Source organism: Paracoccus sp. MBLB3053 (assembly GCF_031822435.1).
GTDB classification, from domain to species: Bacteria; Pseudomonadota; Alphaproteobacteria; order Rhodobacterales; family Rhodobacteraceae; genus Paracoccus; species Paracoccus aurantius.
The window spans coordinates 643499-658303 of record NZ_JAVQLW010000001.1 but is presented as its reverse complement, the minus strand read 5'-3'; the positions used below and the strand labels follow the sequence as shown (position 1 = coordinate 658303).

Sequence of the window (14805 nt, the reverse complement as noted above, 5' to 3'; positions counted from 1 at the left end):
AGCGTGGTCCCCGCGAAAAGCCCGCGACCGGAACTCAGGGCATCTCCGCCAGCGGTCCGTAAAGGATCAGCGCAGGGTGCGCGCTCGGGCCTTCGGCTGCAAGCAATGCGGCCAGTCCCTTGACCGTCGTCCGGATCAGCCTCTGGTGAGGATGCCCAATGGCTTCGGCCAACAGGGCCGGGGTGTCCGGGGCCATGCCGTGTCGGATCAGCTCTTCGGCCATTTTCGGGAAGGTGCGCTGCCCCATGAAGACGACGGTGGTTGCATTCCCGTCAGCCAGCGCGGCCCAGTTCTGATCGCCCGGCAGCCCGCCGGTCACATCCGCACCCGTGACGAATTGCAACCGACGCGCCGTCAGGCGGCGGGTCAGAGGGATGCCCGCGACAGCGGCCGCCGCCATGGCCGAGGGCACGCCGGGCACGATCTCGAAGGGGATCTGATGGGCACGAAGCGCGGCTATTTCTTCCTCAAGCCGTCCAAAGATGCCCGAGTCGCCCGATTTCAGGCGGACGACCTTGCGTCCGGCGCTCGCGTGTTCGACCAGCAGCGCATTGACATGTTCCTGCTTGGCGGAAGGGCGGCCGGCGCGTTTGCCGACTGCAATGCGCTCGGCCTGAGATCCGGCGCGCTCCAGCACCGGCCCCGAGGCCAGATCGTCGTAAAGCACCACATCGGCCGCTTCGAGGCGCAGGATGGCGCGCATCGTCAGCAACTCGGGGTCACCGGGCCCCGAGGAAACGAAACTGACCATGCCCTTCGGATCACTCATGTTTCCGCGATGCGGCAAAATCCTCGGCATGGCAAGGGGGCATCAAGGTCATCGGGCGACAAGATAGGCGACTTGCCGCATCGTCCCGCATTTGCCATATAGCCCGCAACCGCGACCCTGGGGATTCAATCCATGTTCCGAGCCCGTCATCTTCTGGGGATCGAGCCTCTCGCCCCGGCCGAAATCACCACGCTCCTTGATCTTGCCGAAACCTATGTCGACCTGAACCGACGCACGGTGAAACATTCCGATGCCTTGGCAGGCATGACGCAGATCAACATGTTCTTCGAGAACTCGACGCGCACCCAGTCCAGCTTCGAGCTGGCGGGCAAGCGGCTTGGGGCCGACGTCATGAACATGTCGATGCAGACCAGTTCGGTGAAAAAGGGCGAGACGCTCATCGACACCGCGATGACGCTGAACGCCATGCATCCCGACCTGCTGGTGGTGCGCCACCCGCAATCGGGGGCGGTGGACCTGCTTGCGCAAAAGGTGAATTGCGCCGTCCTGAACGCGGGCGACGGCCGACACGAGCATCCGACCCAGGCACTGCTGGACGGTCTGACCATCCGCCGCGCCAAGGGGAGGCTGCACCGCCTGACCGTGGCGATCTGCGGCGACATCGCCCATAGCCGTGTCGCGCGTTCGAACCTGTTCCTGCTGGGCAAGATGGAGAACCGCCTGCGCCTTGTCGGCCCGGCGACCCTGATGCCCGCGGGGGCGCGCGACTGGGGTTGCGAAGTCTATGAGGACATGCGCGAGGGGCTCAAGGGCGCCGATGTCGTGATGATGCTGCGCCTGCAAAAGGAACGCATGGATGGGGGCTTCATCCCGTCCGAGCGCGAATATTACCATCGCTGGGGGCTCGACGCCGAAAAGCTGGCTCTTGCGGCAGATGATGCGATCGTCATGCATCCCGGCCCGATGAACCGGGGCGTCGAAATCGACGGTACCATCGCCGATGACATCAACCGATCCGTCATCCAGGACCAGGTGGAAATGGGCGTGGCCGTTCGCATGGCCGCGATGGACCTTCTGGCGCGCAACCTTCGTGCCGATCGCGGCGCGAAAGCCTCGGAGATGATGGCATGATCCTGCATTTCGAAAATGCCCGCCTGATTGATCCCGAGGCACAAGGCGTCGAAGAAACCACGATGACCGTGTGCGATGGGCGGATCGACGCGATCGGCGCCGAGGCTCCGGAAGGGGCCGAGCTGTTCGATTGCGCCGGCAAGCATCTGGCCCCCGGTCTTGTCGATTGGGGCGTGAAGATCGGTGAGCCGGGTGAACGCCACAAGGAAAGCTTCCGCAGCGCCGGTCTGGCGGCTGCGGCCGGAGGGGTCACGACCGTCATTGCGCGTCCCGACACGAACCCACCCATCGACACGCCGGAATCCCTTGAATTCGTGACTCGTCGTGCCGCGGATGCGCCGGTCAACATCCGCCACATGGCAGCGCTGACCCATGCCCGCGAGGGCCGCGAGATGGTCGAGATGTCCTTTCTGCAGGATGCCGGCGCGGTGGCCTTCACCGACGGTGTCCGCGTCGTTGCTGACACGCGGCTCATGTCGCGCTGCATGACCTATGCGCGCGGACTGAACGCGCTGATCGTGGGGCATCCGCAGGAGCCGGGCCTGTCCAAGGGGACGGCCGCCACTTCGGGCAAGTTCGCCTCGCTTTACGGCCTTCCTGCCGTCTCGCCCATGGCCGAGGTGATGGGGTTGGACCGCGATCTTGCATTGGTTGCCATGACCGGATCGCGCTACCACGCTGACCAGGTCACGGTCGCCGCCAGCCTGCCAGCGCTGCGCCGCGCGCGCGAAGCGGGTCATGACGTTTCGGCCGGAGTCTCGATCCATCACCTGACGCTGAACGAATTCGATGTGGGCGATTACCGCACCTTCTTCCGCTTCACCCCGCCCCTGCGATCCGAGGACGACCGGATGGCGCTGGTCGAGGCGGTGGCCGAAGGCGTAATCGACGTGATCGCCAGCTTCCACACGCCGCAGGACGAGGAATCAAAGCGCCTGCCCTTTGCCGAGGCGGCCCCCGGCGCGGTCGGGCTGCAGACGCTTCTGCCCGCAGCCTTGCGTCTTTACCATTCCGGCGGGCTGAGCCTGCCCCAGCTTTGGCGTGCCATGTCGCTGAACCCCGCAAGACGTCTGGGGCTGGAGGCCGGTCGGGTCTCGGTCGGCGCGCCTGCGGATCTGGTGCTGTTCGACCCGCATGCGCCCTTCGTGCTTGATCGGTTCACTTTGCTGTCGAAGTCCAAGAACACGCCATTTGACGGTGCGCGGATGCAGGGCAAGGTTCTTGGGACCTGGGTCGCCGGGAACAGGGTGTTCGGAGAGGCCGCATGAGCCTGATCCTCTGGATTATCATCGGCTATCTGCTGGGCGCGATCCCCTTCGGGATGGTGATTGCCCGCGCGCTTGGGCTGGGCGATCTGCGCCAGATCGGCTCGGGCAATATCGGTGCGACCAATGTGCTGCGGACCGGCAACAAGCCAGCGGCGCTAGCGACCCTTCTGCTGGATTCCGGCAAGGGCGCAATCGCCGTTCTGCTGGCGCGCTGGCTGGCCGGGCCGGAAGCCGCGATGCTTGCGGGCGCGGCGGCCTTCCTTGGCCATCTCTATCCGGTATGGCTGGGGTTCAAGGGCGGCAAGGGGGTCGCCACCTTTCTGGGCACCGTGATCGCGCTGGACTGGCGGCTTGGGCTTGCGGCCTGTGCGGTCTGGTTGGTCACGGCGCTGATCGGTCGCATCTCATCGCTCTCCGCGCTGGTTGCGGCGGCGGTTACGCCTGTGCTCGGGCTCTGGCTGGACGGCCCACGCATGGGGGCCGTAACGGGTTTCATGGTGGTGCTGATCTACATACGCCACCGTGCGAACATCCGCCGCATCATGTCGGGCACCGAACCGAAAATCGGCAAGAAAGGCTAGGCGTTCGAGCGGCTTGCGCCGCCCTCGCTTACCGGGTCGGAACCGGGGTTTCGCCCGAATAGTCGTAAAAGCCGCGACCGGTCTTGCGCCCAAGCCACCCGGCCTCGACGTATTTCACCAAAAGCGGGCAGGGCCGGTACTTGGTATCGGCCAATCCGTCATGCAGGACGTTCATGATGGCAAGGCAGGTGTCCAGGCCGATGAAATCGGCCAGCTCCAGCGGACCCATCGGGTGGTTCGCGCCCAATTTCATCGATTCGTCGATGGATTTGACCGAGCCCACCCCTTCGTAAAGCGTATAGACCGCCTCGTTGATCATCGGGATCAGGATGCGGTTCACGATGAAAGCCGGGAAGTCTTCGGCCCGCGTCGAGGTCTTGCCGATCTTTTCGACCACTTCGACGAGCTGGCTGAAGGTCTCCTCGCTGGTGGCAATGCCGCGGATCAGCTCGACCAGTTGCATGACCGGAACGGGGTTCATGAAATGAACGCCCATGAAACGCTCGGGCCGGTCGGTTCGGCTGGCCAGGCGGGTGATCGAAATCGACGAGGTATTCGAGGCAAGGATCGTCTCGGGCTTCAGATGCGGCACGAGATCCTCGAAGATCGCGTGCTTGACCGTCTCCCGTTCGGTCGCGGCCTCGATGACGAGATCGCATTGGCCCAGGTCCGCAAGCTGCAAGGTGGTCTTTATGCGCCCAAGCGCCGCGTCCTTGTCCGCGGCCGAGATCTTCTCGCGGCTGACCTGCCGGTCGAGGTTCTTGCCGATCAAGGCCACGGCCTTGTCCATCGCATCGCGCGAGATGTCGGTCATCAGCACGTCATATCCGGCCAGCGCGAAGACATGCGCGATGCCGTTGCCCATCTGACCGGCGCCAATAACGCCAACGGATTTTATCGCCATGTCTCGGCCCCCTGCAGCTTTCGCAGGGACGATAGGGGCAAGTCACGCGCCGGTTCAACGCAAAAACCGCCCGGGAGACCGGGCGGCTTTCGAATTGTCGACTGTCCGCACTGCGCCGGATCAGAGCTTTTCGGTCAGTTCCGGAACGGTGGTGAAAAGATCGCCGACCAGTCCGAAATCGGCGACTTGGAAGATCGGGGCCTCTTCGTCCTTGTTGATTGCGACGATGACCTTCGAATCCTTCATGCCGGCAAGGTGCTGGATCGCGCCCGAGATACCCACCGCGACGTAAAGATCCGGAGCCACGACCTTGCCGGTCTGGCCAACCTGCCAGTCGTTCGGGGCATATCCCGAATCGACTGCCGCGCGCGAGGCGCCGACGGCGGCACCGAGCTTGTCGGCGAGCTTCTCGATGATCTCGAAGCTTTCCTTGGAGCCCAGGCCACGGCCGCCCGAGACGACGCGCTTGGCCGAGGTCAGTTCGGGGCGGTCGCTTTCGGCGACCTCGTCGGCAAGCCAGGTCGACAGTGCCGGATCGGTGGCGGCTGCCGTCTCGGAAACGGCCGCTGCACCGCCTTCTCCGGCAGCGTCGAAGCTGGCCGTACGGATGGTGAAGACCTTCTTCGCATCCTTCGACTTTACGGTCTGGATGGCGTTTCCGGCATAGACCGGGCGCTCGAACGTATCGGCATCGATCACTGCCGAGACGTCCGAGATCACCATGGCGTCAAGCAGCGCCGCGACCCGGGGCATGACGTTCTTGGCATCGGTCGTCGCCGGAGCGGCGATATGCGAATAATCGCCCGCAAGGCTGACCAGCAGCGCGGCGGTCGGCTCGGCCAGGCGGTGGCCATAAAGAGCGTTTTCCGCGACCAGGACCTTGGCAACGCCGGCGATCTTGGCGGCCTCGGCGGCAGCGGCCTGTGCCGATGCACCAGCGCAAAGGACGGTCACGTCGCCCAGCGATTTCACGGCTCCGACCGCTTTCGAGGTCGCGTCGCGATTCAGTTCGCCATTGGTGACTTCACCCAGCAGAAGAACGGCCATCAGATCACCCCCGCTTCTTTCAGTTTCGAGACAAGCTCATCGACCGAGCCGACCTTGATGCCGGCCTTGCGGCCCTCGGGCTCGCGGGTCGAGACGATTTCCAGGCGCGGGCTGACATCGACGCCGAAATCGGCGGCGGTCTTTTCCTCCAGCGGCTTCTTTTTCGCCTTCATGATGTTCGGAAGCGACGCGTAACGCGGCTCGTTCAGGCGCAGGTCGGCAGTGACGACGGCAGGAAGCGCCACTTCGATCGTCTGCAGGCCGCCATCGACTTCGCGCGTGACCTTGGCCTTGCCGCCGGCGATCTCGAGCTTCGAGGCGAAGGTCGCCTGACCCCAGCCCAGCAGCGCGCCCAGCATCTGGCCCGTGGCGTTCATGTCGTTGTCGATCGCCTGCTTGCCGGCGATGACCAGCTCGGCGCCTTCGGCCTCGGCCACTTTCGCCAGGATCTTGGCGACGGCCAGCGGCTCGATGTCAGTCGCAACTTCTTCCGCGGCGACGACCAGGATCGCCCGGTCCGCGCCCATCGCGAGCGCCGTGCGCAGGGTTTCCTGCGCCTGCTTCACGCCGATCGAAACCGCGATCACTTCCGACGCGATGCTCTGTTCCTTCAGACGGATCGCTTCCTCGACGGCGATCTCGTCGAACGGGTTCATCGACATCTTGACGTTGGCAAGATCGACACCGGAACCGTCAGCCTTCACGCGGGCCTTAACGTTGTAGTCGATCACGCGTTTCACTGGCACGAGAACCTTCATTGGTCTCTCTCCCTTTTGGTTGCGTCACCTGTTCGGCGAATTTGTTAACGGGCTGGTCCGGGCAATGACAGGGTAAAAGCGACGCCGTTACGTCGCTTTGTCCTAATCATTGTTACGGTCTGGCTAGCGGCTGGCGCCCGGCACCCAGAGGATGTCCCGTTCGCCGTTGTCATTTGCGATCCGACCCGCCACGAAAAGCCAATCAGACAGGCGGTTCAGATACTTGATCGCCGCCGGGTTGGTGTCCCCGGTTGCCGCAAGGGCACATGCCGAACGCTCGGCGCGGCGCGCCACGGTGCGGCAGATGTGCAGATGTGCTGCCAGGGGCGTCCCGCCCGGCAGGATGAAGCTGCGCAAGGGGGCGAGATCGGCGTTCATCGCGTCGATTTCGCTTTCCAGCCGTGACACCTGCGAATCGATGATGCGCAGGACCGGATAGGGGGCCTCGGCGTCCTCATGCATGCGCGGGCGCGACAGGTCGGCGCCAAGATCAAAAAGGTCGTTCTGGATGGTGGCGATCTTTTCGGCCAGCTCGTCCTTGGCATGGAGGCGGGCGATACCCAAGGTCGCATTGAGTTCATCGACCGTGCCATAGGCTTCGACCCGCGCATCATGTTTCGGAACGCGTTCGCCATTCGACAGGGCTGTGTCGCCCTTGTCGCCGGTGCGGGTGTAGATCTTGCTCAGGACGACCATCAGTGGCCCCTCACCCAAAGGTAAAGCAGGAATACCGCTACGGCGATGGCCTGGGCGATGATGCGCCAGCGCATGAGCCGATTGCCGTTCTTGCGGTTGAATTCGCCGCCCTTGGCAAATCCCCCGATGCCGGTGGCTAGGATCGCCACGACGGCGAGGCAGCAGATGCCCAGCAGGATGAGAATGGTCTTGTCATGCATCGCGGTGCCTTTCGGTTGGAGCCTAGCTGCGACGTGCGAACCAGTCCAGAGCGCGTGTCGAAAGCAGGCGTCGCCCGATCCCCGACAGGTAGGTGGGGGTCGTGACATAGTAGCGCGGGCGCGGGTTCACATCTTCCAGAGCCATGGCGATTCGCGCGCTGACCGCAGCGGGGGGGAGTTCGAACCGGTCCTTTTTCGCGGCAGGCTCGTAGAGCCGCCTGAGCAGGGTGGCGCGATACTGTTCGGCCCTTGGGCTGGCCTGCCAGTCGATCCAGCGCTCGAAATGCGGGATAGAGTTCAGTCGGATCTTCGTTGCGATGGGCCCCGGCTCGATCAGCACGAACCTCACCCCGGTGTCGGCCATTTCGACGCGCAGGACATCCGTCAGTCCTTCCATTGCGAACTTGGTCGCGACATAGGCGCCGCGCCACGGGATGCCGACAAGACCCAGGACCGAGCTGATATTGACGACCCGCCCCCCATGCTGGCGGAAATGCGGCAGGAGCCGGACGGTCAGATCATGCGTGCCGAACAGATTGGCCTCGAAGATGGCGCGAAGCGCGCCGCGCGGCAGATCCTCGCTCGCGCCGGGAATGGCGAAGGCGGCGTTATTCACCAGCGCGTCGATCCGCCCCAGCGACAGGGCGGTTTGCGCGGCCCGGGCCACGCTGTCCTCATCGGCAAGTTCCAGCGGGACGACGTCGAATCCTTCTGCGCGACGGGCCTCGATGTCCTGCGGCTTGCGGCAAGTGGTGATGACGCGCCAGCCGCGTGCCCTCATGTGCCGTGCAGCATCCAGCCCGATGCCCGAGGAACAGCCGGTGATCAGAACGGTCTTCATCTATCGCCCCTTGTTGCGGCACGGTTCTGCGCGAAGCGGGGCGTTCGCGCAATACGCGCATTTCCGGCTGGACCGAAGGCGCGCGCGGGAATATTCAACCGGTCATGTCCGATGATCCGAACATTCCCGATCCCAACGCGGATCAGACCACGTCCGAACCGTTGTCGCGCGCCATTGGCGAGCGATACCTGACCTATGCGCTCAGCACGATCATGCACCGGGCGCTGCCCGATGCGCGGGACGGGCTGAAGCCGGTACATCGTCGCATCCTTTTCGCGATGCGCGAATTGCGGCTGTCGCCCAACGGGGCGTTCCGGAAATCCGCCAAGATCACCGGCGACGTGATGGGGAATTATCACCCGCATGGCGATACCGCGATCTATGACGCCATGGCGCGTCTCGCGCAGCCCTTTGCCATGCGTTACCCGCTGGTCGACGGGCAAGGAAACTTCGGCAATATCGACGGCGACAACCCTGCCGCCGCGCGCTACACCGAGGCGCGCCTGACAGCCGCATCAGACGCGCTGATGGAAGGACTGGCCGAGAACTCGGTCGATTTCCGTCCGAATTACGATGGCACTCTGGAAGAGCCGGTCGTCCTTCCGGCGGCCTTCCCGAACCTGCTGTGCAACGGTGCCTCGGGGATCGCGGTCGGCATGGCGACGAACATCCCTCCGCACAATCTGCACGAGGTGATCGACGCCTGCCTGCACCTGATCAAGGCACCGGACGCGCGGGACGACACACTGATTTCGATCATGCCCGGCCCTGATTTTCCGACTGGCGGCGTGCTGGTCGAAAGCCGCGAGACGATCGCCGAGGCCTATCGCACCGGGCGGGGCAGCCTTCGCCTGCGCGCGCGCTGGGAACGCGAGGATCTGGGGCGCGGCAACTACCAGATCGTCGTCACCGAGATCCCGTATCAGGTCCAGAAATCCAAGCTGATCGAACGTCTGGCCGAGCTGATCCAGACGAAGAAGATCCCGATCCTTGCGGATGTGCGCGACGAATCCGCCGAGGATGTCCGCATCGTGCTGGAACCTCGCGCCCGGACCGTCGATCCCGATCAACTCATGGCGGCGCTTTTCCGGGTTTCGGATCTTGAGATCCGCTTCGGACTGAACATGAACGTGCTGATCGACGGACGTGTGCCCAAGGTCTGTTCGCTCAAGGAGGTCCTGCGCGCCTTCCTCGATCACCGTCGCGAGGTGCTGTTGCGCCGTGCCAATCACCGGCTCGACAAGATCGCGGCGCGCCTCGAGGTGCTGGAAGGCTACATGATCGCCTTCCTGAACCTTGATCGCGTGATCGAGATCATCCGCTACGAGGATGATCCGAAATCGGTGATGATGGCCGAGTTCAAGCTTTCCGACGTTCAGGTCGAGGCGATCCTGAACATGCGCCTGCGTGCCTTGCGCAGGCTTGAAGAGATCGAATTGCGCGCCGAGCACGAGAACCTGACCAAGGAACGCGAAGGCCTGATGGCCATGCTTGCGGACGAAGGCGCGCAATGGTCGAAGATTGCCGAAGAGCTGCGCGAGACGCGGGGCAAGTTCGGCAAGTCCGCCCCCGGTGGCCTACGTCGGACCGAGATCGGTGAGGCGGGTGAAGCTGCCGTGATCGACATGGATTCGATGATCGAGCGCGAGCCGATCACCGTCATCCTGTCGAAGATGGGCTGGATACGCGCCATGAAAGGCCACCAGCCGCTGGATGCCGAGGTCAAGTTCAAGGATGGCGATGGCCCATTCATGGCCCTGCATGCCGAGACGACCGACAAGCTGATCGTCTATGGCGCGAATGGCCGTTTCTACACGCTGGCTGCCAACAATCTTCCGGGCGGGCGTGGCATGGGCGAGCCGCTTCGCCTGATGATCGACCTGCCGAATGACGTGGCGGTGATCGACATGTTCCCGTGGCGCGACGGGGTGCGATACCTGGTGGCCTCGAAAGCCGGGGACGGGTTCATCGTTGCCTCTGCCGATATCCTGGCCCAGACGCGTGCGGGCAAGCAGGTGCTGAACGGCGATGCGCTGCTGTGCCGCCCTGTCAGCGGGGACCATGTCGTCACTGTCGGCGAGAATCGCAAGTTGCTGGTCTTCCCCCTGGACGAATTGCCCGAGATGGGGCGCGGCAAGGGTGTCCGGTTGCAGAAGTTCAAGGATGGCGGTCTGTCCGACGCGATCTGCATCACTCTGGCGGATGGCCTGCGCTGGCAGGAAAGTGGCGGTCGGACGCGCACTGAACCTGACCTGACACAATGGTTGGGCAAAAGATCCGGCGCAGGTTACATGGCGCCGCGCGGCTTTCCACGCGACAACAAGTTCAACTGAATGCCAGCTGATTGAATAAGGGGCCGGTAGACCCGGCCCCGTTCGTTCAGCTGCTGGCCTTGGGCTTCAGGATGATCGTCGTTCCATCCTGGGGCGTGGTCGAGGCGGATTGGTCAGCCTTTGTCTTGCTGTAAGGGCAGGCCGCGAGCGGAAGGGCGGCCATCGACAAGACCAAGGCGGCGGCGGCGATGATTTTCGTCATGTCGTCGTGCTCCTTGGGATCGAGGCACGGTTGGCGAAAACAGACGTCACCCGTGCACGGTTCGCCTAGCAAGGCTGGCACGCGTTAACGATTCGATCAATTCCGCGACCTAGCGATCACGAACCTGTTTGCGACCCGTGAGCATGGGCCTGACCAGATCCTCGCGCTTCCAGAAGCGGTAGAAGAGGATCACGGCAACATGCACAAGCACCAGGACAAGGACCAGGTTCGCGCCAAACTCATGCCAGCCGACCGCCCTGGAGCGGGTGGCAGGTTCGACTAAACCCGCGAGCGGACCGACATTGATGAAATCATCGGGGTCCGAGATGAGCCCGGTCGTCACTTGCGCGGCCAGGGCCGCGAGCATCGCTATGACCGAAAGAGCCCCGAGCGGATTGTGGCCTGGCCAATAGCTGGGTTCGCGCATGAAGATCCCTCGCAGGTAACCCGCGATCGCGGCGGGGCCACGTAGAAAATGCGAGAAACGGGCAGGGGCCGGGCCGACGAAACCCCAGATCAGGCGAAAGATGAGAAGTCCGGTCACGACATAGCCACACCAGAAATGCAGCGTCATCTGGGCTGGGCCGAACTGGCCGAGACACCACGAGAGGATGACGAAGACCGCGAGCGACCAGTGAAAGCCGCGAAGGAAAGGGTCCCACAGGGTGACCTCGCGTGGCGCGCCGACTTTCTCGTCGCAACGGGCGGGGCGGGGCATCAGCTCTTTTCGCGATAGCTGTCATGGCAGGCCTTGCAGGCCGCGCCCAGCTTGCCGACAACGGGGCCGACCTGGTCCTGGCCGCCCTTCACCGCTTCTGCCGCACCCGCTGCGGCCTCGACCAGCCCGGCGAACTTGGCCTTGAAATCGTCCATGTCGGTCCAGATTTCCGCCTTTGCCGCGCTGCCCTCGACCTGGCCCGAGGCGCTGCCTTCGACGAAGAGGCCGGGAAGATCGTAATGGGTAAGGGCTTCGATATTCGCGGCCGCGCGACTGGCGGCTGCCTCGTCATAGGCAACATCGCCCTTGGCCATGCCAGCCAGGGTCGACATGTTCATCGACAGCATCGCGTAATAGCCATGCCGTGCCTCGACGGCTTGCTTGATGGCGTCATCCGCATTGGCGATCATTGGTTGAAGCAGCGGGAAAGTGGCAATGGCGGCGGCGGTCAGCATCTGGCGCATGTCGTCTGTCCTTTCTGGCGGCATTGGCAGGAAATCACATCCCGAGATTTGCACAGCGTTCTGCCGCTGCCAACGCGACTTGTGTTGCCATTGTCGTGATCGGATTACAGGGGCGGATGGGCCAACCCGGGGACAGGGTTTGCGCGGCCTGCTGCCGTGCTTGCGCTTTTTTCGGACAGTCCCACTTACCCACTGGCGCGGAAACAAGCAGTCGTGTTGTCGCTAACGGCTGGCTATGGTTTCAAGTTGAGAAGTTCTGCGATGCAGCGCAACCTGAAATGGACGGGGCCCGCATCCCCGCCACCCCGAGCCGCACGGGGTCTTCATGGCAGTGCCGCCGTTCTTGCTACGTCTCTCCTCCCTCCGCGTGGGCAAGAACGGCGGCCTCTTTCTCTCTAGGCGCGCCGCTCCAGAAGGCAGCAGTCGGCAATCCAGCCGTGCCTTTCATGGGCTTGCCTTCGCAGCCTGATGATTTCGGCTCCGACCGCGCCGAGTGGCCCCTGCCTCAGCATCTGTTCCGGCATGCCAAGATAGGCGCCCCACCAGATCTTGACGCCTTCAGGGTCGATTTCCTGCAACGCATTCTCATCATTCTGAATGACGATGATGCGGCTTACGGATTCGGGCCAGCCGTGTTCGCGCAACTGCCGACCGGTGACGATCTGGCCCGGCGTGTCCGAGACGCTGACTGGAATAAGATGGGCCGCGCAGAGCGCCTGAATCGCCGTTATCCCGGGAACGAGCCGCAGGTGGAGCGGCGTGCGCAAGGAAAGGGCCTGCGCGGCGGTCAGGGCATCTTCCTGCAGGGTGGGATCGCCCCAGACAAGAACGCAGGGACGCGTGGCGGCCGTGGCGCGCAGGATCGTTTCGAGCTGGGCCGCGATTGCGTCAGCTGCGCCGATTGCCGGGAATGGCGCGATCCGGGGCGGGCTGACCAGCACGCGATGACACAGCCCCTCGCGAATTGTTCCGGTATCCTCGCCCGGCGTGACGGGGATCAGGATGAGATCGGAATTCTCCATAGCGGCGATGGCCTCGCGAGTCAGGTGACCGGGGCTTCCCGTCCCGATGCCGATTAGGGTCAGATCAATCATCTTGCTCTCCGCTCGGGCATGAAACGATGACGGGTCGCGAAAATATCCGCAGGCCGAAGCCTCTAGCAGAAGCGCGAAGCGCTTGCCAATGGGCGAGCGGGCTCTATCGCGGCTACCAGTCGATTTCGACCCAGACCAAGCGATGAGCCGACGCTTCCTGCGCAACATCGGCAAGCTCGCCGCCTTCCGGCCAGAGCACGCCCGAGCCGATGACCCGCAGGCCTTTTTTCGGAAGAACGTAATCCACCCGCAGATTGCCCGGAGCCCTCGCGCCCGGCCAGTCAGCCGTGTCCAGTGCCGGGTCCCCCTTCTGCCCGGCATTCTTGGATGCGGCCCCTGCGACTTTTCCGCCGCGACTGCGCGGCTCGGTGTCCTGCACGAAATCCATGATCCGAGAAAGCGCTTCGGGCCGGCCATCGCCATCAACCGCGTCGATATTCAGCTTGCCGGCCAGCACGAAATCCGTGTCGGGGAGGTGGTCCAGCCAGAAGGCCAGTTCGTCGTGATTGCGCCGGCCATTGCGGTCCTCCGGCCCGTCGAAAACGGGGGGTGTCGCTGACATGGCGAGAAGGTGCAGGGGCCTGCCATCGACCATGATGCTGGCGTCCCAATGTGCGACCGACGACAGGCGCTGGATGGCCGCGACCTCGGCCGGGGTGTCGGGCATCAGGTTACCCGCAAGCTCCTGCCAGAGCAATTCACTGTAATTCGTGACCGCTCCGACAGGATGGCGCGAAAGGATCGCCATGCCCCCTTGTCCGCTGAACCTGCCGAAGCCCTGGCGGTCAGCCGGTCCGCCCAGACGACCGTCGCCGTTCAGGTCCAGCCCGGTCGGAATTCCGGCATTCGGTCGCGCCGCGAAGCTGTAAGGGTAATCGAGATCCGATCCGCCGAGACGCTTTTGAAAGGCAGCGAGCGCGAGTCCGTCGTGGTCCCAATCGAAACCGGTCAGAAGCAGGATATCGGGCCGCGCCTCCCCAATCACCCGGATCACTGCGGCGATCTGGGGATCGTCTCGTCCAAGGTCACGAAATAAAAGCCCCGGCCCGTCTCGCGACAGGTCGGGGCTGAAAGTGGCGATCCGCAGGGGATCGGCCTTTGCAGTCAGGCCGAAGGCGGCGACAATCGCCACCGCGGCAAGGGTTCTCAGACCCAAGGACGGCTCTGGGCCATCTGTGTCTCGAAAGCATCTATGGAAGAAGACTTCTCGAGCGTGAGGCCGATATCGTCGAGACCGTTCAGCAGGCAATGCTTGCGGAACGGGTCCATCTCGAACGCAAAGCTCTGACCATCCGAAGTCGTGACATTCTGGTTTTCAAGGTCCACCGTCATTCGCGCATTCGCACCCTTGCGCGCGTCGTCCATCAGCGCGTCGACGGCTTCTTTCGGCAGGACGATCGGCAGGATGCCGTTCTTGAAGCAGTTATTGTAGAAGATGTCGGCGAAGCTCGTCGAGATGACGCAGCGGATGCCGAAATCCAAAAGCGCCCAGGGCGCGTGTTCGCGCGACGAGCCACAGCCGAAGTTGTCGCCCGCGACGATGATCTGCGCGTCCCGATAGGCGGGCTGGTTCAATACGAAATCGGGGACTTCCTTGCCCTCGGCGTCATAGCGCATTTCGTCGAAAAGGTTCTTGCCCAGCCCCGAGCGGTGGATCGTCTTGAGGAACTGCTTGGGGATGATCATGTCGGTGTCGATGTTGACCAGGGGCATCGGCGCGGCGATTCCCGTCAACGTGGTGAATTTGTCCATTTGCTTCCTCGCAGAATTGACTGGCCGCGTAGGTGGCCGTTAGCTTTTGCGTGACGGATCAGTTGCGCCGCCACAAGGATGTTCAG

General features: G+C 63.6%; 17 protein-coding genes. 4 read left to right on the top strand and 13 right to left on the bottom strand.

What is annotated here, in order from left to right:
• Window positions 1–34: 34 nt before the first annotated feature.
• On the bottom strand, window positions 35–769 hold the full coding sequence (cobA, locus tag RGQ15_RS03310; RefSeq protein ID WP_311158796.1) for a uroporphyrinogen-III C-methyltransferase: 735 nt from the start codon (window positions 767–769) through the stop codon (window positions 35–37).
• A gap of 132 nt (window positions 770–901) precedes the next feature.
• On the opposite strand from cobA, the gene RGQ15_RS03305 reads away from it, so the two are divergent.
• From RGQ15_RS03305 to plsY, 3 genes are read left to right on the top strand one after another with little or no spacing between them, the layout of a single operon-like run.
• Window positions 902–1861 (top strand): aspartate carbamoyltransferase catalytic subunit, encoded by a 960-nt coding sequence (locus RGQ15_RS03305; protein ID WP_311158795.1) that lies wholly within the window; start codon window positions 902–904, stop codon window positions 1859–1861.
• Window positions 1858–3129, top strand: coding sequence for a dihydroorotase (gene pyrC / locus RGQ15_RS03300; protein ID WP_311158794.1), 1272 nt, complete (start codon window positions 1858–1860; stop codon window positions 3127–3129). The genes RGQ15_RS03305 and pyrC overlap by 4 nt, the downstream gene beginning before the upstream one ends.
• On the top strand, window positions 3126–3710 hold the full coding sequence (gene plsY / locus RGQ15_RS03295) for a glycerol-3-phosphate 1-O-acyltransferase PlsY (protein ID WP_311158793.1): 585 nt from the start codon (window positions 3126–3128) through the stop codon (window positions 3708–3710). The genes pyrC and plsY overlap by 4 nt, the downstream gene beginning before the upstream one ends.
• Before the next feature lie 28 nt (window positions 3711–3738).
• Here the strand turns inward: plsY and RGQ15_RS03290 are convergent, their stop codons facing one another.
• From RGQ15_RS03290 to RGQ15_RS03265, 6 genes are all read right to left on the bottom strand, one after another.
• Window positions 3739–4614: a 3-hydroxybutyryl-CoA dehydrogenase gene (locus RGQ15_RS03290; RefSeq protein WP_311158792.1), complete on the bottom strand. Its 876-nt coding sequence runs from the start codon at window positions 4612–4614 to the stop codon at window positions 3739–3741.
• Window positions 4615–4734: 120 nt separating this feature from the next.
• Window positions 4735–5661 (bottom strand): electron transfer flavoprotein subunit alpha/FixB family protein, encoded by a 927-nt coding sequence (locus RGQ15_RS03285; RefSeq protein ID WP_311158791.1) that lies wholly within the window; start codon window positions 5659–5661, stop codon window positions 4735–4737.
• Entirely contained in the window at window positions 5661–6419 is a 759-nt protein-coding gene (locus tag RGQ15_RS03280; RefSeq protein WP_311158790.1) for an electron transfer flavoprotein subunit beta/FixA family protein, read from the bottom strand. Before RGQ15_RS03280 ends, RGQ15_RS03285 begins: the two co-directional genes overlap by 1 nt.
• A gap of 123 nt (window positions 6420–6542) precedes the next feature.
• Entirely contained in the window at window positions 6543–7115 is a 573-nt protein-coding gene (locus RGQ15_RS03275; protein WP_311158789.1) for a cob(I)yrinic acid a,c-diamide adenosyltransferase, read from the bottom strand.
• Window positions 7115–7315 (bottom strand): twin transmembrane helix small protein, encoded by a 201-nt coding sequence (locus RGQ15_RS03270; RefSeq protein ID WP_311158788.1) that lies wholly within the window; start codon window positions 7313–7315, stop codon window positions 7115–7117. Before RGQ15_RS03270 ends, RGQ15_RS03275 begins: the two co-directional genes overlap by 1 nt.
• Window positions 7316–7337: 22 nt before the next feature.
• A complete protein-coding gene (locus RGQ15_RS03265) occupies window positions 7338–8156 on the bottom strand; it encodes an SDR family NAD(P)-dependent oxidoreductase (RefSeq protein ID WP_311158787.1) in 819 nt (272 codons plus the stop codon).
• A 104-nt stretch (window positions 8157–8260) separates the two neighbouring features.
• Between RGQ15_RS03265 and parC the strand changes: the two genes are divergently transcribed.
• Window positions 8261–10489 (top strand): DNA topoisomerase IV subunit A, encoded by a 2229-nt coding sequence (gene parC, locus RGQ15_RS03260; RefSeq protein WP_311158786.1) that lies wholly within the window; start codon window positions 8261–8263, stop codon window positions 10487–10489.
• A gap of 46 nt (window positions 10490–10535) precedes the next feature.
• Here parC and RGQ15_RS03255 read toward each other — a convergent pair whose 3' ends face one another.
• The 6 genes from RGQ15_RS03255 to leuD form a co-directional block, all read right to left on the bottom strand.
• Window positions 10536–10691, bottom strand: a complete 156-nt coding sequence (locus tag RGQ15_RS03255; RefSeq protein WP_311158785.1) for a hypothetical protein — start codon at window positions 10689–10691, stop codon at window positions 10536–10538.
• A gap of 109 nt (window positions 10692–10800) precedes the next feature.
• Window positions 10801–11409, bottom strand: a complete 609-nt coding sequence (locus RGQ15_RS03250) for a cytochrome b/b6 domain-containing protein (protein WP_311158784.1) — start codon at window positions 11407–11409, stop codon at window positions 10801–10803.
• Window positions 11409–11873, bottom strand: a complete 465-nt coding sequence (locus RGQ15_RS03245) for a c-type cytochrome (RefSeq protein ID WP_311158783.1) — start codon at window positions 11871–11873, stop codon at window positions 11409–11411. Before RGQ15_RS03245 ends, RGQ15_RS03250 begins: the two co-directional genes overlap by 1 nt.
• Before the next feature lie 395 nt (window positions 11874–12268).
• Complete coding sequence (locus RGQ15_RS03240) at window positions 12269–12967, bottom strand: SAM-dependent methyltransferase (protein ID WP_311158782.1); 699 nt, start codon at window positions 12965–12967, stop codon at window positions 12269–12271.
• A gap of 112 nt (window positions 12968–13079) precedes the next feature.
• Window positions 13080–14123 (bottom strand): endonuclease/exonuclease/phosphatase family protein, encoded by a 1044-nt coding sequence (locus RGQ15_RS03235; protein ID WP_311158781.1) that lies wholly within the window; start codon window positions 14121–14123, stop codon window positions 13080–13082.
• Window positions 14114–14719 (bottom strand): 3-isopropylmalate dehydratase small subunit, encoded by a 606-nt coding sequence (gene leuD, locus RGQ15_RS03230; protein WP_311158780.1) that lies wholly within the window; start codon window positions 14717–14719, stop codon window positions 14114–14116. Before leuD ends, RGQ15_RS03235 begins: the two co-directional genes overlap by 10 nt.
• Window positions 14720–14805 lie beyond the last annotated feature (86 nt).